The organism is Arthrobacter sp. N199823, from assembly GCF_002929705.1.
Lineage (GTDB): Bacteria > Actinomycetota > Actinomycetes > Actinomycetales > Micrococcaceae > Specibacter.
The window spans coordinates 324,104-346,399 of record NZ_PJIN01000002.1 but is presented as its reverse complement, the minus strand read 5'-3'; the positions used below and the strand labels follow the sequence as shown (position 1 = coordinate 346,399).

Annotated in this window: 20 protein-coding genes; 6 read left to right on the top strand and 14 right to left on the bottom strand. The window is 60.7% G+C overall.

Annotated features, from left to right (window positions below; all coding sequences use genetic code 11):
- Positions 1-51: 51 nt before the first annotated feature.
- Positions 52-618 carry a DUF2017 domain-containing protein gene (locus tag CXQ93_RS05445; protein ID WP_104109451.1) on the bottom strand — a complete coding sequence of 189 codons (567 nt, stop codon included), beginning with the start codon at positions 616-618 and terminating at the stop codon, positions 52-54.
- On the bottom strand, positions 611-916 hold the full coding sequence (gene clpS, locus CXQ93_RS05440; protein WP_062287210.1) for an ATP-dependent Clp protease adapter ClpS: 306 nt from the start codon (positions 914-916) through the stop codon (positions 611-613). Before clpS ends, CXQ93_RS05445 begins: the two co-directional genes overlap by 8 nt.
- A 37-nt stretch (positions 917-953) precedes the next feature.
- Between clpS and CXQ93_RS05435 the strand changes: the two genes are divergently transcribed.
- Both CXQ93_RS05435 and CXQ93_RS05430 read left to right on the top strand, forming a co-directional pair.
- Complete coding sequence (locus tag CXQ93_RS05435; protein WP_181036062.1) at positions 954-2,297, top strand: nicotinate phosphoribosyltransferase; 1,344 nt, start codon at positions 954-956, stop codon at positions 2,295-2,297.
- Between the two features lie 10 nt (positions 2,298-2,307).
- On the top strand, positions 2,308-2,925 hold the full coding sequence (locus tag CXQ93_RS05430) for an isochorismatase family protein (RefSeq protein ID WP_104109450.1): 618 nt from the start codon (positions 2,308-2,310) through the stop codon (positions 2,923-2,925).
- 266 nt (positions 2,926-3,191) lie between these two features.
- Here the strand turns inward: CXQ93_RS05430 and CXQ93_RS05425 are convergent, their stop codons facing one another.
- The 7 genes from CXQ93_RS05425 to CXQ93_RS05395 all read right to left on the bottom strand — a co-directional run bounded on the left by CXQ93_RS05425 (position 3,192) and on the right by CXQ93_RS05395 (position 12,515).
- Entirely contained in the window at positions 3,192-4,961 is a 1,770-nt protein-coding gene (locus CXQ93_RS05425; protein WP_104109449.1) for a DEAD/DEAH box helicase, read from the bottom strand.
- Positions 4,962-5,076: 115 nt separating this feature from the next.
- Positions 5,077-5,400, bottom strand: coding sequence for a DUF3039 domain-containing protein (locus CXQ93_RS05420; protein WP_062287203.1), 324 nt, complete (start codon positions 5,398-5,400; stop codon positions 5,077-5,079).
- A 251-nt stretch (positions 5,401-5,651) separates the two neighbouring features.
- Positions 5,652-6,431 carry a glucosamine-6-phosphate deaminase gene (gene nagB / locus CXQ93_RS05415; protein ID WP_104109448.1) on the bottom strand — a complete coding sequence of 260 codons (780 nt, stop codon included), beginning with the start codon at positions 6,429-6,431 and terminating at the stop codon, positions 5,652-5,654.
- A 158-nt stretch (positions 6,432-6,589) separates the two neighbouring features.
- On the bottom strand, positions 6,590-8,176 hold the full coding sequence (locus CXQ93_RS05410; RefSeq protein ID WP_104109447.1) for a transporter: 1,587 nt from the start codon (positions 8,174-8,176) through the stop codon (positions 6,590-6,592).
- Entirely contained in the window at positions 8,158-8,949 is a 792-nt protein-coding gene (locus CXQ93_RS05405) for an ABC transporter ATP-binding protein (RefSeq protein WP_104109446.1), read from the bottom strand. Before CXQ93_RS05405 ends, CXQ93_RS05410 begins: the two co-directional genes overlap by 19 nt.
- 91 nt (positions 8,950-9,040) lie before the next feature.
- Positions 9,041-9,991, bottom strand: a complete 951-nt coding sequence (locus tag CXQ93_RS05400) for a tetratricopeptide repeat protein (RefSeq protein WP_104109445.1) — start codon at positions 9,989-9,991, stop codon at positions 9,041-9,043.
- A 148-nt stretch (positions 9,992-10,139) separates the two neighbouring features.
- Entirely contained in the window at positions 10,140-12,515 is a 2,376-nt protein-coding gene (locus CXQ93_RS05395; protein WP_146073167.1) for a hypothetical protein, read from the bottom strand.
- A gap of 205 nt (positions 12,516-12,720) precedes the next feature.
- Between CXQ93_RS05395 and CXQ93_RS05390 the strand changes: the two genes are divergently transcribed.
- A complete protein-coding gene (locus CXQ93_RS05390; RefSeq protein ID WP_104109740.1) occupies positions 12,721-14,067 on the top strand; it encodes an AI-2E family transporter in 1,347 nt (448 codons plus the stop codon).
- Positions 14,068-14,126: 59 nt separating this feature from the next.
- Here CXQ93_RS05390 and CXQ93_RS05385 read toward each other — a convergent pair whose 3' ends face one another.
- Entirely contained in the window at positions 14,127-14,918 is a 792-nt protein-coding gene (locus CXQ93_RS05385) for an alpha/beta hydrolase (RefSeq protein ID WP_104109443.1), read from the bottom strand.
- A gap of 9 nt (positions 14,919-14,927) precedes the next feature.
- On the bottom strand, positions 14,928-15,296 hold the full coding sequence (locus tag CXQ93_RS05380; protein WP_104109442.1) for an ATP/GTP-binding protein: 369 nt from the start codon (positions 15,294-15,296) through the stop codon (positions 14,928-14,930).
- Positions 15,297-15,409: 113 nt separating this feature from the next.
- On the opposite strand from CXQ93_RS05380, the gene nucS reads away from it, so the two are divergent.
- From nucS to CXQ93_RS05365, 3 genes are all read left to right on the top strand, one after another.
- Positions 15,410-16,105, top strand: a complete 696-nt coding sequence (gene nucS, locus CXQ93_RS05375) for an endonuclease NucS (RefSeq protein WP_104109441.1) — start codon at positions 15,410-15,412, stop codon at positions 16,103-16,105.
- Between the two features lie 36 nt (positions 16,106-16,141).
- Positions 16,142-17,386: an N-acetylglucosamine-6-phosphate deacetylase gene (locus tag CXQ93_RS05370; RefSeq protein WP_104109440.1), complete on the top strand. Its 1,245-nt coding sequence runs from the start codon at positions 16,142-16,144 to the stop codon at positions 17,384-17,386.
- Between the two features lie 158 nt (positions 17,387-17,544).
- The gene (locus CXQ93_RS05365) at positions 17,545-17,748 is read left to right on the top strand and encodes a cold-shock protein (protein ID WP_104109439.1); all 204 of its coding nucleotides are present in this window, start codon (positions 17,545-17,547) and stop codon (positions 17,746-17,748) included.
- A 121-nt stretch (positions 17,749-17,869) separates the two neighbouring features.
- Here CXQ93_RS05365 and CXQ93_RS05360 read toward each other — a convergent pair whose 3' ends face one another.
- From CXQ93_RS05360 to CXQ93_RS05350, 3 genes are all read right to left on the bottom strand, one after another.
- Positions 17,870-20,407, bottom strand: a complete 2,538-nt coding sequence (locus tag CXQ93_RS05360; protein ID WP_104109438.1) for a bifunctional lysylphosphatidylglycerol flippase/synthetase MprF — start codon at positions 20,405-20,407, stop codon at positions 17,870-17,872.
- Positions 20,404-21,678 carry an esterase family protein gene (locus tag CXQ93_RS05355; protein ID WP_181036061.1) on the bottom strand — a complete coding sequence of 425 codons (1,275 nt, stop codon included), beginning with the start codon at positions 21,676-21,678 and terminating at the stop codon, positions 20,404-20,406. Before CXQ93_RS05355 ends, CXQ93_RS05360 begins: the two co-directional genes overlap by 4 nt.
- 184 nt (positions 21,679-21,862) lie before the next feature.
- Positions 21,863-22,294 carry a DUF2550 domain-containing protein gene (locus CXQ93_RS05350; protein WP_104109436.1) on the bottom strand — a complete coding sequence of 144 codons (432 nt, stop codon included), beginning with the start codon at positions 22,292-22,294 and terminating at the stop codon, positions 21,863-21,865.
- Positions 22,295-22,296: the final 2 nt, after the last annotated feature.

The following is a 22,296-nucleotide window of genomic DNA, read 5'->3' as shown; positions in this document are numbered from 1 at the left end:
GTATTAATTGCGCCCAATGACACAATTTTCTACTCGGGGCTGCACGCGGCCCTATTTGCTGCGCGCCATGGCTGACAGCATTGCTTGTACGAGGCTTTCTTGGAGCCAGGAGACAAAGTTGTAGACAAGTGAAAGGTAACTTTCGACGTCGTCCGCGTCACCCCAGTCCTGCACCTCATGGATCCGCTCGGCGTCCTCTTCGTCCCGAATTTCCAACCTTTCGGCCAGCACCAGACGGACATCGTTCAGAGCCATGGCCCACAGCTTGGCGCCTTCGGCATTCAAGACCAGTTTCTCGCTCTCCAACCCCAAGGAGGCCGCACGGAGGGCGCCAATCTTCGTTTCCCGCAGCGAGCGTTCGGTGAGCTGACGGAACTCAAGGGCGGAGTCGGCGTCGTCCTTCACAGCGTCTGGCAGGAGCCGCAAAAGAGCGGGATCCACAGGCACAGAAACGTCCATGTCCAGGCCAATCAAGGCCGCCAGTGGGTCCTCGTGGGCCGGGGTGTCCGGTTCCAGCATGGTGATGATGTCGGTGAAAAGCTTGCGCAGGAGGTCACGTTCGGCAGGTTCTAGGAAACCGGTGATGCCGCGGCGGCCGGCGGAGAAGGCTCTAGCCACGGGGTCCGCCCTTCTGAACTGTCGCCCAGAGCCCAAATCCGTGCATGGCAACGGCGTGGGCCTCCATCTTTTCCTTGGAACCATGGGCCACCGCGGATTTACCCTCGGTGTGGACCTCCAGCATTAATTTCGCCGCCTTTGCCTCTGAATAGCCAAAATAACTTTGGAAGACGTAACTGACATAGCTCATCAAATTAACCGGGTCGTTCCACACGATTAATTCCCAGGGGATGTCCGGGGAGATGAGTTCGCGAGTTGATACTTCCCGGTCTGTTTCCGGGGCTGTGCTGACGCTCATATGTCCATTCTAGTGTTGCCCCACTAAAGTGAATTCCGTGACTACTCCATCAAGCTGGGGCCAGCCCCGCACATCACTGTTTACAGATCACTACGAGCTGACAATGCTTCAGGCTGCTCTGCACTCCGGTGCCGCCCACCGCCGCAGCGTGTTCGAGGCGTTCGCCCGCCGCCTGCCCGACGGCCGCCGCTATGGAGTTGTTGGCGGAACCGGCCGTATCCTGGAAGGTCTGTCGCAGTTCCGCTTTGGCCCCGACGAGCTGAATTTTCTCGCCCAAAACAACGTTGTCAACGACGAAACATTGTCCTGGCTCGCCGATTTCAAGTTCTCCGGTCGCATCTACGGTTATGCAGAGGGCGAACTTTACTTCCCGAATTCGCCCATTTTGACCATTGAATCCACGTTTGCCGAGGCCTGCATCCTGGAAACGTATGTGCTCTCCATCCTGAACCACGACTCCGCCATCGCCTCCGCAGCGTCGCGCATGATTGGTGCCGCCGGCGCCCGCCCCTGCATTGAAATGGGTTCGCGGCGCACGCATGAGGAATCCGCTGTGGCTGCCTCACGCGCCGCCGTGATTGCCGGTTTCAACAGCACCTCCAACCTCGAAGCCGGCCTGCGCTACGGCGTCCTTACCCAGGGCACCGCCGCCCACTCCTTCACGCTGCTGCACAATTCCGAGGAAGAGGCGTTCCGCGCCCAGATCGGTTCCATGGGAGCCGGCACCACGCTGCTGGTTGACACGTACGACGTCGAAGCCGCCGTCCGTAAGGCAGTCGCCATCGCGGGCCCCGCCTTGGGCGGGGTGCGGTTAGACTCGGGCGATCTGCTCGCCCAGGCGCGCGACGTCCGCGCTCTGCTGGACTCGCTTGGCAACACGAACACACGCATCACCGTCACGAGCGACCTCGACGAGTTCGCCATCGCAGCGCTGGCCGCCGCCCCTGTGGATTCCTACGGCGTGGGCACCTCGCTCGTGACCGGCTCGGGCGCCCCCACGGCGTCAATGGTGTACAAATTGGTGTCCCGCGAAGGCGATGACGGCGAGTTTGTCTCCGTCGCCAAGGCTGCCAAGGGCAAGGCCAGTGTGGGCGGGCGCAAGTACGCCATGCGTCGCCTGAACGATTCCGGGATTGCCACTGCGGAGGTAGTGGGCATCGGCCACCGCCCTGAGGCCGACGCCAACGACCGCCCGTTGCTGGCAGAATTCATGAAGGACGGCGTGCTGACCCCCGGTTGGACCGGCTCAGAAGGCGTGGTGCGAGCCACCGCCCGCCACACGGCGTCCATGGCAGAAATGCCCGGAGCCGCACGCAGGCTCCAGCGCGGGGAACCAGTCATCCCCACCGAATACGAACAAGCAATTGCAGTAGCGAAGTAAAGGACACCCCATGGCCAAGGCCCTCATCATTGTTGACGTACAGAACGATTTCTGTGAAGGCGGCTCACTAGCTGTCACCGGCGGGGCCGACCTCGCCACCGAGATCACAGAACTATTGTCCGAGGCAACTGACTTCGATTTCATCGTGGCCACTCAGGACTGGCACATTGATCCCGGAACACATTTTTCCGAGACCCCGGACTATGTCAAGAGCTGGCCCGTGCACTGTGTGGCGGGTAGCAAGGGAGCGGCGTTGCACCGCAACTTGGATACTGAGGACATTGACGCGTACTTCCGCAAAGGCAAGTTCGACGCCGCCTACTCCGGTTTCGATGGATTGCTCGCCCCTGAGGATGAGGTCGCCGTGGGCGAACGCGAGGCTCACGAATCGGCCGATGAGGACGGTGACGCACCTACCAGCCTGGATGACTGGCTGCGCGAGAACGATGTCGACGATGTCGTCATCGTGGGCATCGCCACGGATCACTGCGTCCGCGCCACCGCCTTGGACGCCATCAATGCCGGCTACAACACCACAGTGCTGCGTGACTACGTGGCCGGCGTGGACGACGACGCCAGCGAAGAAGCCCTCGAAGAACTCGAAGACGCCGGCGTAGAGGTTAAGTAGCTGGGCGCAGGGTCCGGGGTTCCCTCGCGGGCAGTAAGATTTCCTCGGTCGCTGAGCGACCTTGCTAAGGGATTTCCGAGGGTTCCCTGCTGAGCTTGCGAAGCGAGGGAAGGAAATCACGCCATCCCCGCTCTGGGAGCCCTGACCGCCGGAACAGGAGCCGACATTTTTTGTAGGCGACGTAAAGGAGACGCCAAAGGCCGTCCGCGGCCGACGCGTCGGATAGTCGCCGGAAAAATGTCGGGCCTGTTCCGGCTCCGGTCGGGTTATTTGCGGCCGATGAACCAGTCTTGGAGCTTCTTGAGGCGAGTCTGCAGCTGCTCTTCGTTGGCCTGGGCTACGGCGGGTCCGCCGCACATGCGGCGAAGTTCGCTGTGCACCATGCCGTGGGGCATGCCGGAGCGGGCGCTCCACGCTGAAACGTTCTTGGCCAGTTCTCCACGCAAGTCCATCAGCATGCGGTGGTCGATCAGCGGCGGAGCTTCGGGCTCTGCAGCTGGGGCTTTCTTGCGTTTACGCGTCTGCTGGTCGGCCTGGCGCTGGCGCAGCAACAGTCCCATCTGATCGGCGTCAAGCAGCCCGGGAATACCGAGGAAGTCCAGTTCGTCTTCACTGCCAATGGCACCGCCCGTACCAAATTCACCGCCGTCGAACAAGACGCGGTCAAAGGATGCCTGAGATTCCAGGGCCTCGAACTTGAATTTCTCCAGGGTGTCAGAGGCCTTCTCCTCGCGGTTGGCCTCCTCCATCTCATCGTCTTCCTCCATGAACCCGTCGGGATCCTTGTCGGGGCGGTCCAGTGCGTGGTCACGTTCCAGCTCCAGCTGGTTAGCGAGCTCCATCAGGTTCGGCACCGATGGCAGGAAGATCGACGCCGTCTCTCCCCTTTTGCGGGCACGCACAAAACGGCCCACGGCCTGGGCAAAGAACAACGGCGTGGCCGTGGAGGTCGCATACACGCCAACGGCCAGACGGGGTACGTCAACGCCTTCAGACACCATGCGCACCGCCACCATCCAGCGCTTATCACCAGCGGAGAAGGCGTCGATCTTGTCAGAGGCTTTGGAGTCGTCAGAAAGGATCACTGTGGGCGATTCGCCGGTGATTTTTTTCAGCTCGGCGGCGTAAGCACGCGCGTCCTCGTGATCTGTTGCGATCACCATGGCGCCAGCGTCCGGGACGGCACGGCGTACTTCGGTGAGTCGCTTGTCTGCGGCCGCCAGAACGGCCGGGATCCACTGCCCATCAGGGTTCAGTGCGGTACGCCACGCATGAGCGGTAACGTCCTTCGTAACCGCTTCGCCCAGGCTCGCGGCCATTTCCTCGCCGGCGCTGGTGCGCCACCGCATCTGACCCGAGTACGCCATGAACATGACAGGACGGACCACATGGTCCTTCAGCGCCTCGCCGTAACCGTAGGTGTAGTCGGCCTTCGAGCGGCGGATGCCGTCCTTATCCTCGGCGTATTCAACAAACGGAATAGCAGCGGTGTCGGATCGGAACGGGGTGCCTGTCAAAGCGAGTCGGCGTGCTGCAGGATCGAAGGCCTCACGGATGCCGTCACCCCAGGACAGCGCGTCACCGCCGTGGTGGATTTCGTCCATGATGACAAGCGTCTTAGCGGCTTCGGTCTTGGCCCGATGCAGCAACGGTTTGCTGGCCACCTGTGCGTACGTCACGGCCACACCAATGAAGCCCTTGCCGTGGCGGCCGTCGGCATTCTTGAAGTTGGGGTCAATGGCGATCCCCACCTTTGCCGCGGCATCGGCCCACTGGCGCTTAAGGTGGTCCGTGGGCGTGACGATGGTGACCCGGTTGATCATTCCACGGGCGATCAGCTGGGTGGCGATGTGCAGGGCAAACGTGGTCTTTCCTGCACCAGGTGTTGCTACCGCCAAGAAGTCTTTCGGGTTATCACTGAAGTACTTCTCCATGGCTTCTGACTGCCATGCACGCAGCTTTTGGGCCGTACCCCACGCCGCGCGCTCAGGATAGGCCGGAGGCAGCGACGGGCCACCAAACAATGTCTCCGTCACGAAATTTCCGCCATCCTTGTTACAGTCAAAGTCCCTCTTTCACGCTTCCGCACCCAATTCCGGGCACGGCCAATCAACGGCTTTTCGCCGGTAACACTAAGTATTAAGATTCCCGTTACTTCTTGGGTTTCTTGGGGCCCTTGCCTTTGCCGCCTTCAGGGCGCAGTCCGTCGTAAACCTCTTTGCATTCGGGGCAAACGGGGAACTTCTGGGGATCGCGACCCGGCGTCCAGACCTTGCCGCAGAGGGCAATAACAGGCTCGCCAGTCATGGCCGATTCCATGATCTTTTCCTTGCGCACATAGTGCGAGAACCGTTCACTGTCGCCCGGCTCTACTTCTTGGCGCAATTCCTGGCGTTCAATAACGGCCGTTGAGCCACCGGTCTGACCGGGGCTGTGCAGGGGATCATTTTCGAAAGGATCTGGAGGCAAACTCATGAAGCTAGTCTACCGCGTTCGCGTCCGCGACTCACCGAGGCGCCAACTTTCCTCAGGGTGATTTCAGACCCCAAAAGGTGATGGAGCGTCGGGCAAAAAACCCCAAAAAGTGAGGAAGCGTTGGCGAAAAAGCCCAAAAGGTGATGGAGCGTTTTCCGGAGTTGTTGGTAAGAGAGCTGCCGAGGGACCCGCAGCGAACGGCGGCACCCACCGGTGATTCGCAGGTGGGCGCCGCCGTCGAAGGTTATTCTTTAGACGCCTTGCCAGTGCGGCTTGTTGTTGAAGGCGTGGCGGTAAGTGTCCGCGCCAGCCAGCTTGGAGGCCGCGGCCTCATCAATGATGATGGTGGCACGCGGGTGGAACTGCAGGACTGAGGCTGGGCACGATGCCGTGACTGGTCCCTCAACGAAGTCACGCACAGCTTCTGCCTTGCCGGCTCCGAAGGCCACCAGCACCACGTGGCGGGCATCCATGATGGTGCCCAGACCCTGGGTTACTACGTGGTGCGGCACCTGATCGATGTTATCGAAGAAGCGCGCATTGTCCTGGCGCGTCTGCTCGGCCAGGGTCTTGATACGTGTGCGTGACGCCAGTGAGGAGCCCGGCTCATTGAAGCCAATGTGGCCATTGGTGCCAACGCCAAGGATCTGCAGGTCAATGCCTCCGGCAGCAACAATGGCGGCCTCGTAAGCCAGGCAGGCGCCGGCAATATCATCGCTTGCACCGTCAGGACCGTGAACATTCTCGGCGGTAACGTCTACGCGGTTTGTGAATTCGCGGCGAATGACTTCACGGTAAGACTCGTAGTGACCTACGGGCAAGCCCACGTACTCATCCAGCGCAAAGCCGCTAACGCCTTCAAAGCTCAGGCCTTCGTCGTGGCGGCGAGCCAGCTCGTCATAGATGGGCAGCGGAGAAGAACCTGTGGCCAGACCAATGACGGCGTTGGGCTTGTTGCGCACCAACGCTTCAATCGAGTCGGCGGCAAGCGCCCCAATTTCCTTGCTGGTCGGGAGGATGATGACCTCCATGAAACACGCTTCCTTTCACTGCCGCAAGAATATGCGGCCCATGGCTGATCGCAGAAGAAATCTAGGAGAAATAGCGCCCCGCCAACGCACACCGGAAGCGGCGGCTGACGGGGCGCTATTGCCTTGCATCTGCTGTGTAGCTCTAACCTTATCCAGAGTCAGCGGTCTACAGAAACAGCCTGCAATAATTCCGGTCCTCGCTTGTTGTATTGCTCCGCGCCCATCCGGATTCCCAGGAACACATAAAGCGCTCCAAGACCCATTCCGGCGGCCAAAGCCAACCAGGTAAAGAGTGGCAGATGGGTCACCGCGCCAATGATGGCCAGCACGGCAATCGGGGCGGCCAACACCCCTGCACCGGCAAAACCAGCGAGCTGAACAAGGACCGTGGTGAAGTTGTTGCCCGGCTTGGACTTCATGGGGCTCTCCCCCGGCAGCGGCACCACCATGGTGAATCTAGAGGAGAAGACACTGGCCAAACCAAGTCCGGCACCTGTTGCACCGAGCACCAATCCCAGTGCGCCCGGCATGATCTGCCAGTCACCGGCCACCACGGACCCGGTCACCGCGAACAGCAGTCCCAGCGGCAAGGCCAGAACGGCCGCTGCCATAACGCGTCCACTCCTATCTGCCTTGCCGGAAACTCCAGTGGCCAGGTGCAGGGCAAAGGCGGTGTTGTCATAGGAGATATCAGCGGAGATGCTCCACGCCACCATGAACGCGGCAAAGGCACCTGCATAGCTGAGGATGGGACCCACAGCTTCAAGTCCTCCGGCCTGCGAGCTACCAAACACCATGACCAGCGGGATCAACGGGGCAATCAGGAGCCCGGCACTGTAGCGAGGATCCCGGAACCAGTAGGTCAGGCAACGTGCGGCAACCGCGCCCGTTGGGGTCTGCGGGAAGCGGGCAAAGAACCCCAACTTGCCAGCCGTGCGGCGGCCCCCTCCGGAAAACGCAGGGGTGACCAAGGCCCTGACCAAGCAGAGCTTCCACACCCACGTCAGCACTGCCAAGGTGGCAAGGGCTATCAAGAGCTTCAGTCCGGCGGGTCCCCAGGCACCAACGGCAATATCTGCCGGAATGGCCCACACGGCCCCCAGCGGCGTCCACGCGATCGTGGTGGCCAGCCTCGGCAAGTACACCGAAAAATCACTGATGCCGCTGCTGACACCGGCGATGATGGGACCCATGAGCATCAAGGGCACCAGCACAATGATCCCACTGACATCCTTGAAGCGGCGCGATGAGGCCAAGCTGGTGCTGGCTGCCGTGATGGCGCGTGAGGCAATGATGCACGTCAACGCCCCGAGGGCACCGCAGAGCACCGCTGCTACAGCGGCACCAGGATAACGCCACCAACCCACAGCGGTGCCCATGGCGGCCACAAGTGTCACGACGCCCGGCACTCCAATGAAGCTTGAGAGCGCCAAACCTGCCAGGAGCTGTTTCATGGGAATTGAATAGGTGACAAAGCGAGCCGGGTCCAGAGTCATGTCGAGACCGGAAGCCAGTACAGGGATGATCAGCCAACCCAGCAACAGTGCGGATCCGGAAAGCACAATCATTGTGCCCACAAACCCTGCATCGCCAACACTGCCGGCGAAGCCCAGGCCCACCAGGAGCATGCCTAGCACACCGAGGCCATACAGGGCAGCGAAGATGAGCCCCACCAGTTGCCAAGGACTGCGTTTCAAGGAGTTGCGCAGCAGCGCAAGTTTCAGCCTTAGGAGGTGCGCAACCATTGCAACCCCGTCGCTTGGTTCCGGCCGCCCACAAGCTCAACGAACTTATCTTCCAGGCTCATCTCCCCGCGTACCTCATCCACGGTTCCTGCCGCGAGAACACGACCGGCGGCAATGACGGCCACGTGATCGCACATGCGCTGGACCAGATCCATGACGTGGCTGGAGACAATGACGGTGCCACCAGAATTCACGTAGTTGTGCAGGATGTCACGAATGTTCGCAGCCGAGACTGGATCCACTGACTCAAAGGGCTCATCCAGGACCAATAGGCTCGGCGCGTGGATCAGGGCCGACGCCAAAGCGATCTTCTTCGTCATGCCGGCGGAGTAGTCCACCACCAACGTCCCGGCGTCCTTGCCCAGGTCAAGGGCAGTCAGCAAGTCCTTGACGCGTTCGGCTACCGTGTCCTTGTCCATGCCGCGCAGCAACCCGGCGTACGTCACCAGCTGTTCACCGGTGAGCCGGTCAAATAGCCGGACCCCGTCGGGCAGCAACCCCATGAGCCGTTTGGACTCCAACGGGTTTTGCCAAACATCCACTCCGTGGACCCAGACTTGTCCGGCATCCGGACGCAAGAGGCCCGTTGCCATGGACAGTGACGTGGTTTTTCCGGCACCGTTGGGCCCCACCAAGCCATAGAAGGAACCCGCCGGAACGTCCAAGTCAATGCTATTGACGGCAATTTTCTCGCCGAAATGCTTGGATAATCCGCGGATTGATAAGGCAGGTGGGCGCCCGTCGGTTGAAGTACTCCCCAAAGAATTGTTCATGCACTCGACCCTAGCAATCCAGAGTGGAGCTGTGACTTATCCCAAAGGATGACATTCCCAGCCGGTGGAGTGTTGGCCAGGCCAGCGCGAGCTAGAACAGTGCGCGGGCCAAGGCCTGACGCGACGCCGAGACCCGGGGATCACTGACACCCACCACGTCATACAGTTCCAGCAGACGGAGCCGAGCATCCTCACGCTCGGGTCCAAAGTGGAGGGCGATGTACTTCACCAGTCGCGCCAGTGCGTCTTCTACATGACCGCCGGTCACATCCAAATCAGCCACGGCCAGTGCCGCGTCAAGATCGTCAGTGTCTCCAGCGGCCCGGGTGCGGAATTCTTCTGCTTGGAGAACATTAATCTCCGCTGTGCGGCGCATGAGGTGCACCTGAGCCAGACCAATCTTGGCGTCGGCGTCGTTAGGCTTTTCCGCCAAAGCCTTTTCATAGCTTGTCTGCGCGGTCTCCAGATCTCCGGCGTCAATAGCGTCCCGGGCAGCCTGGTGCAGGGGAGGCAACGGCGGAGCCTCAGTGGCTGCTGGATCCTTGGCGCCACCCAAATTGCCGGTCACGCCGTTGCTGGCGGCTACTTTGAGGAGTTCATTGAAGAATTCCTTGACCTGCTCCTCCGGCAACTCACCCTCAAACATGGGCACGGGCTGACCCTTGATGAGCGCAACCACCGTGGGGACAGCCGTGGCACCAAAGGCTTGAGCAATCTGCGGACTGGAATCCACATCAACACGGCCCAGGGCCAGCTTGCCACCAAATTCATTGATGATCTTTTCCAGCAGTGCCGTCACGGTGGCGGACTGCTGTGAGCGGGCCGATCCCAAGGCCACCACCACGGGCACCTGCTGGCTCAGCTGGACAAATTCTTGGAAGCTCTGCTCGTTGACGTCCACTGCATAGGGTGAAGCCCCTGCGGGGGCGCCAGCTGCGGCGGTTGTAGCCGCGGCACGGTTCTTCAAGGCTGAAAGGTCGACGGCGCCGCGAAGGTTAATTCCGGACGGACCGTTCGGTGACATGGGGCTGTTTTGACTCATGATCTCACTCTAACTGGGCAGGGCGGCGGCCTTGGCTAATTCTCGCCGCTGGTGAAACTGACAGGTGAAAATGATGGTTGTCAGCGACTGACAAAACTGACAGAGGCGGGCCCTAGCACAGGGTGCTTGAGCCCGCCTCGGCAGCAGCTTACTTCGTGAAACTACCGCCTACCAGATTGCGGGTTGCGGACAAGATGGTGACCTTACCGTCGCCGTCCTTGGGCGGAATATACATGACGACGGGCTCGGCATAGTTAAGGCTGAAGCCTTTAGTGGTTTCCTTGCCGCCGGTGAATACGGCCGCATCGTCGCCAACCGTCAGGGTGGCATTTTCCTTGCTCGTACCGGTGATGCCAAAGTTGTAGCCAACAACCACCATGACCCCGCCATCGGCAGTGCGCAGGTTTACGGGTGCCTCGGTGCTGGCCTTATGGCTAAAGACGTACGTGGCGTCTTTGGCTTCCTTGGTGATGTTCGCCTGAGTGTCAAGGACACTTTGGATGTAGACGCTGTCGTTAAAGGTGCCTTTGAACTTGCTGTCGCTCTTGGTCAATCGATCGCTCAGTGCCGCAATGGCGTCAGCGGGGCTCATTGCCAATCCGTCGGAGGAATCCAAGGCAATTTCCTTGGTTCCTTCCTTGTCCGCCTTGGGGAAGGTCTGGCCGGGAAGCAGTGGTGTGGCATTGACCAATTTGTAGTTCTCGCGCGGGCTGGCCTGAACCAGCGTCAGCAACTGCGGCAAGGAGTTGTTTTCGCCCTGCGTGACCAGCATCGCCGAACGGGGCCACGTGGTGGTAGTCGTGACAACGTTGGCCAGCAGCTTCGAGGCATTCACCGGTTCCATGGCGGCCTGCTTGGCTACCTTGGCCCGAATCTTGTAGTTGGCCTCGCGAGTTTGCAGGGCCATCCCGCCGACGCGACTTTCAAGTTCCTTGGCGTTCTTGGCATCGTCACCGGCAGCAACGGCCGTGGCCACTGCTGTGGCAATGCGCTGAACTTGGGAGTCCAGCAATCCTGGGAATACGGGAGTGGCTTCTGCAGTGGCGCTGGCTGGTGCCGGCGTGCTCGGGTCAGCGGCGACTGCTGGGCTCAGACTTCCTGCCACCAGGACCGCGGCCAGTGCCGCACCCCAGCGCAGCGAAGCCTTCATGCGCTTCGTGACCATAGCCACCGGGCTTTCGCTTGCCCGGAGCTCATTCTTATCCTGACCACCCTTGTCTTTAGACGTGGGGCCCTCGGACGTGCCGTCCTGGGCAGTGGTGTCCTTGGCTCCAGCGGCTCCGCCCTTATTCCTGGACCGTGGCTTCCTGGGTTCCTGCTTCTTGAACGAGGTCACACCATCTAAACCGCTGCCAGCCGAACCGTTGCCGTCGGAATCCTGGTCATCGGAATCCTGGTCATCGGAATCCTTGCCGTCGGAATCCTTCTCGGTGTCGGTGGTGCCGTTGGAGTTGGCGTCCGATTCTGTACCGTCAGAGACAGCAGAATCCTCGGAAACAGCGGGGACCTTTACGTCATCATCTTTGGCGCCATTGTCCTTATCAGCACTGTCTTTGGGGGTGTTGTCCTTAACAGCATTGTCTTTGGCGCCATCATCCTTGGCGGCAGCTGCTGCGTCAGAATCAGCCGCTGAGCCGGGGTTAAGCAACACGGCAGGCAGCGCAGAGGTGGCATCGCTGGGCGCTGCGGCCGCTGACTTGGGTTCGCCTGCGTCCTTCGCAGGAGTTGGGACAGGCGCATCGGTCTTGCGGGCCTCCGCAATCGTCGAGGGGGCCGCCGCGGAAGCGACGGGGTCAGCGCTGCCGGATGACGCCTTGGCGGACGCGCGAGCGGCAACAAGCTTGTCCACTTCCAGCGCGCCGGTGGCCGGATCAGAGGGAACTCGGCCAGCAGCACGCCGTCCAACACTGGGTGCGGCAGCGCCCTTGGCCTTGTTGGGTGAGATCAGGAACATCAGGGCAGCGAGGGCCAGCAGGGCTGAACCAATGATCATCAACGGCACGGCCCACGGCGTTCCGGCTTCATTGTCAACCGTGATGGAAATGTCAGTGGGTGCCGCTGCCTTGCCATCGACTGAGAGTAAAAGGGCCCAATCGCCATGCCCGGGAGACTGCCAGGTGTACGAAAGTTCGCCAGTGGCTTTTTCTTCGCTAACCCACATATCGGAACCGGCAGGGTTGGGCACCGTGGCCACACCCTTGGTGCTCGTGGCGGCCAGCTCTGTGAAGTCTGAATTGGCGGCACCAATTTTGGTGTAGGAGGCATCGCCAATCCAACCCATAATGTCGTCTACACGGCCGACAGCAAGTTGCATGGGTCCAGCACTCTTAATGGTCATGGTGAACTGCCCGTCGCGGGTCTTGAGCAGCTCTGGACCAATGACAGTCAACGGGGCAGCGGCAACTTGCGCCGGTGTCGCGGCCGTGACCGTGGCTGGCGGGAGCCAGATGGTGCGCTGGCCAATGCCAGTACCCAAGACCAACAGACCCAATATGGCCAGGACAATTGCAATTTTTAAACGCAAGAACATACCTAACATCGACGGAACACTGCTGTGATCGTTATTCCAAGGGTAACCGAACGCCTATCTATTGGTCATGCCTCTTTGACTTTTCTCACGTTGACACCCACGCTGATCACTGGCTGCACCGCGATGCGCTGGTAACCTCTAGTCACTATTAGAAGTGGAACAATTTGCCTCCACACCACCGTTCATGAAGGCAGAAACCATGAGTTCTTCCCCCGATCCAAGCCTCTCCGGCCCCGTACCGAAAGATGCAAGCGCCGCCGGAGTCCCGTCCGATCCTGCTGAAGTAACAACAGCAGCCAGCCAAGCCACCCCGGCTGCCCCCATTGCGGCGTCCGGCGCTTCAGTGGCAGTAACAGTGGAAGCCAGTCCCCCTGGCTGGCGCGGCTGGGTGGTTGACAAGCTGCGCCACCCAGTTCCCGGTGCCCAGCCGCGTGTGCGCTTTGACTTGCCTGTAGCGCCAAGTGGCCCCGGCGAGACTCCCGACGTTGCCGAGACCACCTCCGGAGGCGGCATGTTCCGCCATCCCATTTACTTTGGGTTTATGGGAACGGTGGGAGTTGGCATTGCCTTGGGCCTGAGCTACATTCTGGCCAACACTGAATCCCTGCTCCTATGGATTGTGACTGCCTTGTTCATTGCCCTTGGCTTGGATCCCGTGGTCCGATGGCTGGAACGGCGCAAGGTACCCCGTCCCTTGGGCATCGTTCTGGTGCTGGTGGGTCTGCTGAGCGTGGTTGCCTTGTTCTTCGCCACCCTGATCCCCACGATCGTGGAGCAGACGTCCCAGCTGGTCACCAAGGCCCCCGTGTGGATCCGGGACTTCCTCGATTCAGAATTCTTCAAGCAGCTCGATGTTCAGTACCACGTACTGGACACCGTCAATGAGCAGGTAGCCAAATTCTTCCAGGACGCCCAAGCCGTAGGAGGCATCTTTGGCGGTGTGGTGGGCGTGGGGACGAACATTGCGAACGGGCTCTTTGGGACCTTGATCGTGCTGGTTCTGAGCCTGTACTTCCTGGCCTCCCTGCCGGCTATGAAGAAATGGGGCTACCGTCTGGCGCCTCGCTCTCGCCGTCCCCGAGTAGAAGAACTGAGTGAGGAAATCACCCGTGGCGTCGGTAACTACGTCATTGGCCAAGTGTGCGTAGCCGTTCTGAATGCCACCTTCGCCTTCATCGTCATGAGCATTCTCGGCGTGCCGTTCAGCGTCCTGCTGGCCTTCGTTGTGGCGCTGCTGGCCTTCATCCCGCTGGTGGGTGGCATGATCGCTGCCATTGTGGTGATTGCCGTCAGCCTGACAGCAGGATGGCAAACGGCGCTTATTTACGCCATCTGCTACTTCGCCTATCTGCAATTCGAGGCTTACTTCATTTCGCCTCGCATCATGCAGAAGGCGGTGGCTGTGCCCGGTGCTGTTGCCGTCATCTCGGTCATTGCCGGTGGTAGTTTGCTGGGCGTGCTCGGAGCCCTGATCGCTATCCCCACTGCCGCAGCCGTCATGCTGCTGGTCAAGGAAGTCTTCATCGCTCGTCAGGACAAAAACTAGCAAGGACACCGCTCGCGGGCCCGAACAGCCAGCTCAGGCTGGCTGCTCGAGCCCGCAACCTAGGCCGGCAGCGCCGCAACAGCTCCGTGCCAGTCACCGGGCAATTCCACGGGAGCCCCCAGCACGGTGGAGGAAATTTCATTCAGGGCTCGGGCAGCGTACTTCTCGCCGACCCACAAGTGCTTGGCCCCGTCCACGGCCACCAGCTTGGCCTGCGGTACCAAGGAGAAACGCGCGGTAGCCGCTTCCGGCTGCAGGTAATCGTCAAACTCCGGTACCAGCACGGTGAGCGGTTTCCCAGAGGACGCCCACGCCGCCAAATCCGCATCAACGGCACGATGCAGTGGCGGTGAGAGCAGCACGGCACCCTCAACCTGCTGGGCTACAGGGGCCACCGCACCGTATTTGAGCACCAGCTCCGTGCCGAAGGACCAGCCCACCAGCCAGCGGTTGGGCAAGCCCCGGTCTACGGCAAATTGGACGGCAGCGTCAACATCGAGCCGTTCCCCAATACCTTCTTCGAAGCTGCCTTCACTTGTACCGCGTGGCGATGCCGTGCCGCGGGTGTTGAAGCGCAACACGGCGATCCCGGCCAGAGCGGGCAACCGGTACGAGGCCTTCTTATAAACATGTGAGTCCATGAACCCGCCGTGAGTAGGTAGCGGATGCAGCGTGATAAGCGTGGCGCGGATGACGCCGTCGGCCGGCAGTGCCAATTCACCCACCAAGGTGAGCCCGTCTGCTGTTCTCAGCTCAATGTTCTCGCGCACAGCGGGCAAGATAGTGGAGGCGCGGACCGGCACAGGGACGCCGGCATCAACAAAGTCAAGGGAGCTAGGATCAAAAACCATGCGCCCAGCCTACCTGTACCGGTAGCTACGCCCTCGCCAGCAGTTGCTATGCCAGTGCCTGCGGTCACGCAATCCTGCCTCTGCACCGAACATGGCGTCCTCTTGCCACACCACTAGATGAGCCAAGCCGGGCGGGACGGCACGGTGGCACCCGGGGCAGGTGTAGGACTTTTGGGCGTTCCCGGCGCTGATGGTCCGCACCGCCCAGACGCCGTCGGGCGCTGATTCAGTGGCAGTAGTGCCCAGCCTGGCCCGGTTCATGTCAATTCCGTCGCCGTCTTCATCCATCGCTGTGCCGCCCTGCGGCCCTCGCCCGGGCGACTTGTTGGAGCCCCTGGCATTGGAGGTACGGCGGCGGGGATGGTTCGAGCGGGGCATTCTTCCATTGTGCCGCACTGGCAGGTCCTGCGAGAAGCTGAGCTGGGCCCACGCGCCCAGGGCCCCGAAGCGCGGTACGAGCTTTGGGAGGGCGTGGGGATAGAGTGGAGGGCGTGCGTTTAGTGATTGCAAAGTGCTCCGTCGATTACGTCGGACGCCTCAAAGCCCATCTTCCCCTCGCCGTTCGGCTCCTGTTGGTCAAGGCTGACGGTTCCGTTCTGGTGCACTCCGACGGCGGATCCTACAAGCCGCTGAACTGGATGAGCCCGCCAGCCACCCTGCGAACTGTGGGTCCTGACGAGGCCGAGCTGGAAGAGGGTGTGATTTCCCAGTGGATTGTGAAGTCCACCAAGGCCGATGAGCAGCTCATCATCAATATTTATGAAGAGCTCCACGAATCCAGCCACGATCTAGGCACCGATCCGGGCCTGATCAAGGACGGTGTTGAAGCCGATCTGCAGCGCCTGCTGGCAGCACAAATTGAGCTGCTTGGCGCCGGCTTCACGTTGATCCGCCGTGAGTACTTCACAGCCATCGGGCCGGTGGATATTCTGGCCCGAGACGCCTCCGGGGCTACGGTAGCCATTGAACTCAAGCGCCGTGGCGACATTGACGGGGTGGAGCAACTGACGCGTTATCTTGAACTTCTCAACCGCGATCCGCTGCTGGCCCCGGTCCGCGGCATCTTTGCTGCCCAGCAGATCAAGCCGCAGGCCAAAACGCTTGCCACAGACCGCGGCATTGAGTGCAAAACCCTCGATTACGACGCCATGCGCGGCGTGGATGACAGCGCCTCACGTCTTTTTTAGAGTACTTTCGGGCCCGTCTTGACTAGACTTGAAGCCATGACTGCTTCCTCGCCTGTGCCCGTGTCCACGAAATTTCTGATTCAGGGCGCCATGGTCACCGATCATGGCCTCATCGAAGGTGGATTGCTCGCCATTGACGGTGACAGGATTGTCTACGCGGGCCGGGCCGACCACTTTGATGAGCCGGACTTTGGCCAGGCCGACATGGACGCCGCCAACATCATCTCCTTGCCCTCCGGCCAGCGCATCATCCCAGGCCTGATCGATGTGCACAACCATGGCGGCAACGGCGGCGATTTCCCTAGCGGCGAGGAGGCCTCGGCCCGCGTTGCCGTGGACTTCCTCCACAAGGCGGGCACCACAACGCTGCTCGCCAGCATGGTGACAGCCTCTCCCGAGGACCTCATCAAGGGCATTGGCCTCTATTCCACGATGACCGAGGAGGGCCTGCTGGCAGGCATTCACCTCGAAGGCCCTTTTCTCTCTCACGCTCGATGCGGGGCACAGAACCCGGCCTTTTTGCTGGAGCCGGACCTTGAGCTCATGGCGAAGTTCATCGAGGCCGGGCGCGGCGCTATCACCACCATGACATACGCACCCGAGCTTCCCGGTGCCGCCGATCTTGTGGACCTACTCACGAGCCACGGCATCACCCCCTCGGTCGGGCACACAAATTGTGACACGGTGACCGCTGCTGCCTCGTTGGAGCAGGCTCGCGAAGGTATGGATTCCACCGGGTTCGACGGCGTCTCCGGACGCCCTACCGTAACCCACCTTTTCAACGGCATGCCTCCCATGCACCACCGCTCCCCCGGCCCCGTAGCGGCATGCTTGCGTGTTGCCAGCGCCGGCAATGCGGCAGTGGAACTCGTGGCCGACAACACGCATCTGGATCCTGAAACCGTCAAGACCGTGTTTGAGCTTGTTGGGGCAGAGAATATCTTGCTCGTCACCGATTCGATGGCGGCGGCCGGACTGGCCGACGGCCAGTACATGCTGGGCCCCTCGCCAGTAACGGTGTCCGACGGTGTTGCAACCTTGGACGCCACCGGCTCCATTGCCGGGGGCACCGCCACGCTGCTGGACGTGGTACGCCGAACCACTGGCGCCGGTGTCGAATTTATCGAGGCGCTGAAGTCAGCCACCGCTGTGCCTGCTGCTGTTCTGGGGCTCACGGACGAGGTGGGCTCCCTGCGCCGTGGTCTGCGGGCTGATGTTCTCATTGTGGATGCGCAGCTTGCCCTGCAACGCGTCATGCGTGCCGGTGTCTGGTTGAGCTAGCAGTCTCTGACGTTAATAAATGCGACTCGTTGGCACCGTTCATTGACCTTGAATGTGACTCATGTCATGCTAATTATGGCCCCGGCAAGCAACAGTTGAGGGTGCTAGGCAATACATAAAGCAGTACAGCATGGACGCTGATCACAAGGAGAAAAAGAATGGCACAGGGAACCGTCAAGTGGTTTAACGCTGAAAAGGGCTTTGGCTTCATCACCCCCGACAACGCCGAAGCGGACGTGTTTGTCCACTACTCGGAAATTCAGAGTGGCGGGTTCAGGTCTCTGGAAGAAAACGCTCGCGTTGAGTTTGAGGTTGGCCAAGGAACCAAGGGCCCGCAGGCCACCGGCGTGACAACGATCTAGGCGCACTGCTTCAAGAACCGGCAGCATCCATAGGGTGCGCCAGCGAGCACTCAACAGCCCCCAGCATCGATGCTGGGGGCTGTTTGCTTGCCGTCTGTTTGCCTTTCGGAAGTAATGAGCGCTATTGCTTGCGCAGCAGCCTGGCCAGGGAACGTACGGACACGTTGGGCATGTACGCCTCCCCTACTGCACGTCCAATGGCAGGCAGCGAGAGTGGATCCTGATACATCAAGTACATGGACCTGTGACGCGGTTTGAAGCGCTGTTTGAAGTTGGCCAGCGAGGAAAATCCATAAACAGGCTCCAGAGTGCGCGCCAGCAGCGCCAAGATCCGCCCCAGCGTGTTCTCCTGCCCTGTGCTCTCCTGGCCTGTGTTCTCCTGGCCCGGGCTTTCCTTCCCTGAGCCTCCTAAGCCAGCCGGGTCCCCTGAGCCTCCCGATCCTCCTGTCTCACCGGTGGTCGCCAGCGGCGAGCCGGACAAGGAGATGTATTCAACCGTCGCAGCGAAGTGCTGCACGGCCTGGGCAATCAGATACTCCATGACCCCATTGAATGCCCCTGAATTGCGGCGCATGAAGTCCAGTGTCCAGCTGACGATCTCACCCTTGGAATACACGGGTAGCCAACTGGTCACTGCATGGATTCGTCCTGATTCATCGATGGCCAGGCACAGTTGGACGTTCTCGTTCTTGAGTTCTTCCAGGCCACCCAAGGTGAATCCGAGTTCGGGCAATGCCTGTCCGGAAACCCAATCCTCGGAAATTTCATGCACTTGGGTGCGTTGCCCAGAGCTCAGCTCCCCATAGCTGCACCAGAGAGCCGTGACTCCCAGTTTTGTTGCTTTATTCAAGGCTGTGCGGACGTTTTGCCAGTCCTTGCCCTTAAATGCCATGGTCCTCACGTCAAGGAGAGTCTCGGCAGCCACCTGCATCCTGCGGAAGCCGCGGCGTTCCAACATGGCGGCTGGCGTATCCGTCACGGAATAAAAGCAGGCAGTGAGTGATTCATCGGTGCAGAAATCAAGGAACTCATCGACGGCGCCGTCGTAGTCCGCAGGTTCGCCAATAGGTCCGCCCACCGTGACGGCAACACCATTGTGGGGCTGATACGCCACACCCACCGTGCCGGCAGCGTTGAACCAGTACTGGTTGTTGGCCCACAGCGTCATCCAGGAGAGGGAATCCCCTCCGATGCGCACCAGCTCCAGCGCCTTTGTAGCGTCCGTAGCACCACTGTGCAGGCGGCGGCTGAGGAACAGCGCCAGAATGACGGCCGCGCTGACGAGCCACAGCAACAGTCCGCCAAAGCTAAACAAGAGTTCGGAGAAGAATCCATGCGGGTAGACGTTTGCCGCATAGCCGAACGGGAACGGATAGGGCAGCACAATCCGCGGAATGCCACCCACCAAGGCAGCAATTCCCAAGTGGTTGCTCAGATTTCCCTCAGACAGCCACGCAAGCGTGTAGAGCCCCACCACGGCAAGCAGTAGCAGCGGCAACACGGACAAGGCACGACGGCGTAGCGCGGGGTCCGGGTCGACTCGGAAATGTCGGCGGAAAATGAGTAATGCGACCGCAATGAGCACGGGGACCAGCACCACCGGCAGCAGTTCCCAGACGGATTCATTGATGGTCAGGCTGCGGTGCCCGCGCCCCACGGACAAACCCAGCCCGGCAAAAACCTGGAAATACGCGGCAGATACCAAGCCGATGACCACGTGCAGATACACCGCAACCCACATTGCCAGCCGGCTGCCGCGCCGCAGCCCTTCGGCGCACACCAGCAGCAACACCATGGGCATCAAGGCGAGCAAATGGTCACCGGATCCCAGCATGCCCAGATTGTGCGCCATGCTCTGACATGCGGCATCGATCTCATGACAGCTCCCCTGCCACTGGGCCGGCGTGGGTTCCTGGTTGGTAATCCAGGTACGCATCACGGCCAGCGGGCCCACGGCAACATGTGCCGCGGCAGCCGTCAGTGGGCCCACCGCAAAGACCGCCACCACCATCGCCAAAATGGTGCGCACCTCTCGGCTGGTGGAACGCCCAGCGCCTCGGGTACCCAACGCCGTCACAAAAACCAGTCCCAGGATCAGCCCGGCCACTCCCGCGAGCAAAATGAACACGTGCTGCGCATGGCCAACGTAGACGCTGAGCATGAGCGACACCGCTAGAACCAGCACACGCACACGCCGCCGCCACAGCTGGCTAATGCCTTGGCTGGCCGCCAGTAAGGTCCCCGCAGAAGCTGCAAAGGGCCCCAGCAGAGTTGCTTGATCCATCCCCGTTGGCCAGTCAATTTCGCCCAGATTCCCGAGGGCCAAGACGGCACCATAGAGCACGACGGCGGCAACTTGGGTTGCGCAAAAAAATGCGGCTGTGCGGAGGGTGCCTAGAGTTAATTCGGCGATTCCTACTGCGACCCCCACAACAACTACGCCCAACAGCATGGAGCCGGTGTTGGAGCTAAGGAAGAGCGTGCTGAACATATTCCACCAGTTGCCGCTCAGCAAATCCGTGGATTGATAGCCCCACGTTCCCGCCACCATTCGCGGAAGCCGGCCCAGAAAAGCACCCGAGAATCCATGAACAACCACGATGGCAATAATGAGCGCGGTACTGAACGGCGTCCGCCGGATCCACGCTAAAAACCTCATGGCAAACCAATTCGGGCAAACACATAAGCGAGTCCCTGAGGCAGTGCCGCGCTGGCCACAGCCCACGAGTGCCCTCCGGGAAAGACCGATTTTTGGGTGCTCATGCCAGCTTTGTTAGCCGCAACTTGAAGTACCTTCACATTGGCAGAATACGTGGCATCCTGGCTCCCGGAAGCAAACCACCCGGAAATGTCTGGATACTTGTTTTTGGCCAGCAGTGTCAGGGGCACCAACGCATCAAAAGCAGCGGCGTCTCCGTGGAAGGCCCGCTCAATGGTCAGGGATCTGTTCACTGCCAAGGCTGGCTCACGTTCCGGGGAGATCGCCAAGAACGTCCGGTAGATCCCCGGGTGACGGGTCACCATCTGCATGGCGCACGTGCCGCCATAGGAAAATCCGCCAACGGCCCAATGTGCCGGGTTGGTGTCTGCGTCAAGGTGTGTCTTAATCCAGTGTGGAACATCCTTGGACATGTACGTGTCTGCCCGTGCCATGCTGGAGTCCATGCACATGGTGTTGGCCTGATCGCTGCCATTGGGGTCCGGCATGACCACTACGGGCGCCAGCCCATTGTGTGCAGCGGCAAAGGAATCGAGCTGGCCAACTAAATCTGTGGACCTCAGCCACGACTCCGGAGAGCCAGGCTGCCCGCTGACCAGGACCAGCACCGGCAGCACCGGACGGTTCACGGCAGAGTAGGCCGGCGGCAGATACACCACAGCATTGCGGGCGTGAAAACCTGACACGGTACCGGCAATGGGCACGGAGCGGACCGTGCCTGTGGCCGGCAGGCCAACAGGCGCATGCCAGTGCGCCGAGACGCCGGCGGCCATGAACCGGGAGTCGGGCTCGTGTTTTGGTGCAGGCGGGGCCACTGTAGAGAGATTCATTGTTTGCGAGCTGAAGAGGCTGCGTACCGTGGGAAACTCACCAAAGTCGGCATTGATCCGAAGCCCAACGGTGGTCAGCGCAACCACCATGGCCACCACGGCCAGCGTGCGGCGCCGAAGTGAGACACTGGGCTGCACGGCACCGTCACGCGAACGGCGCAAGCGCACCAACGCCGTCGTGCATCCCAGAGCAAGGATCCACAGCAGCAAAGCCACATTGATCTGAACAGTTGTTGGAAGATCCTCGGGCCAGATGTACAGCACGTGGATGACGGCCCAGCAGGCGAAGACGCTGACGGCCGCTGCTACCACTGCGCTTGCAAGCGCAAATAGCCACCAGCAGAGGGAACGGCGCACTAACAGAAAGAGGAGGGCGAGCACGCCCAGAATCCTAAAGAAGAGAGGAAGGGGGCCGTCAATGAGGCTAAGATTTCCAAGCGCTTCAAGCATGTTCAAGGCACTACCGCACTCTAGAGGATTATCTGCCCTACGAAGACAGCTGCACAGTGATGGTAGCGATGCAGACCGAACGTCCACTGAGTATGGGCTGGGAATCTACTGAACGTCAGCGGCGGGTGGAAACGCCTGGCTGCGGACCGGCTTCGAGCCATGATGACAGGCCGGCATAGGCGGCGAACTTCATGGCGAGCAGGATTTGCGTGCCCTCGTAATCCAGCATCACAATGACGGTGGAGGGTGGGACGCGGGTCAGCTCAGCCTCGCTGGGTTCGCGGCGCCCTACCAGCACAATCTTGTTGCGAGCCATGGTCCTCGCCGGAATCGGGCTGAGGGAAAACGAACGGAGCCATTGCAAATTTGACTCCTGATAACGACAAACCCCCATGGACCAGCGATTTCCGCGCAGGCACATGGAGGAGTCGACCGTGCCAAGGGTGCGCCGCAAATGCAAGCGGCGCACCCCGAACAGGCACAGTGATAAAACAACCAGCAGGAGCAAGCCTGCTAGCACGATGAACGGAATACCAAGATCGTCCATCA

Bases quoted from the DNA above. Each gene is read 5' to 3' on its own strand.
- clpS (WP_062287210.1), bottom strand. From the start codon at position 916: ATGAGCGTCAGCACAGCCCCGGAAACAGACCGGGAAGTATCAACTCGC.
- CXQ93_RS05430 (WP_104109450.1), top strand. From the start codon at position 2,308: ATGGCCAAGGCCCTCATCATTGTTGACGTACAGAACGATTTCTGTGAA.
- CXQ93_RS05420 (WP_062287203.1), bottom strand. From the start codon at position 5,400: ATGAGTTTGCCTCCAGATCCTTTCGAAAATGATCCCCTGCACAGCCCC.
- nagB (WP_104109448.1), bottom strand. From the start codon at position 6,431: ATGGAGGTCATCATCCTCCCGACCAGCAAGGAAATTGGGGCGCTTGCC.
- CXQ93_RS05410 (WP_104109447.1), bottom strand. From the start codon at position 8,176: ATGGTTGCGCACCTCCTAAGGCTGAAACTTGCGCTGCTGCGCAACTCC.
- CXQ93_RS05405 (WP_104109446.1), bottom strand. From the start codon at position 8,949: ATGAACAATTCTTTGGGGAGTACTTCAACCGACGGGCGCCCACCTGCC.
- CXQ93_RS05400 (WP_104109445.1), bottom strand. From the start codon at position 9,991: ATGAGTCAAAACAGCCCCATGTCACCGAACGGTCCGTCCGGAATTAAC.
- CXQ93_RS05390 (WP_104109740.1), top strand. From the start codon at position 12,721: ATGAGTTCTTCCCCCGATCCAAGCCTCTCCGGCCCCGTACCGAAAGAT.
- CXQ93_RS05385 (WP_104109443.1), bottom strand. From the start codon at position 14,918: ATGGTTTTTGATCCTAGCTCCCTTGACTTTGTTGATGCCGGCGTCCCT.
- CXQ93_RS05380 (WP_104109442.1), bottom strand. From the start codon at position 15,296: ATGCCCCGCTCGAACCATCCCCGCCGCCGTACCTCCAATGCCAGGGGC.
- CXQ93_RS05370 (WP_104109440.1), top strand. From the start codon at position 16,142: ATGACTGCTTCCTCGCCTGTGCCCGTGTCCACGAAATTTCTGATTCAG.
- CXQ93_RS05365 (WP_104109439.1), top strand. From the start codon at position 17,545: ATGGCACAGGGAACCGTCAAGTGGTTTAACGCTGAAAAGGGCTTTGGC.
- CXQ93_RS05360 (WP_104109438.1), bottom strand. From the start codon at position 20,407: ATGAGGTTTTTAGCGTGGATCCGGCGGACGCCGTTCAGTACCGCGCTC.
- CXQ93_RS05350 (WP_104109436.1), bottom strand. From the start codon at position 22,294: ATGGACGATCTTGGTATTCCGTTCATCGTGCTAGCAGGCTTGCTCCTG.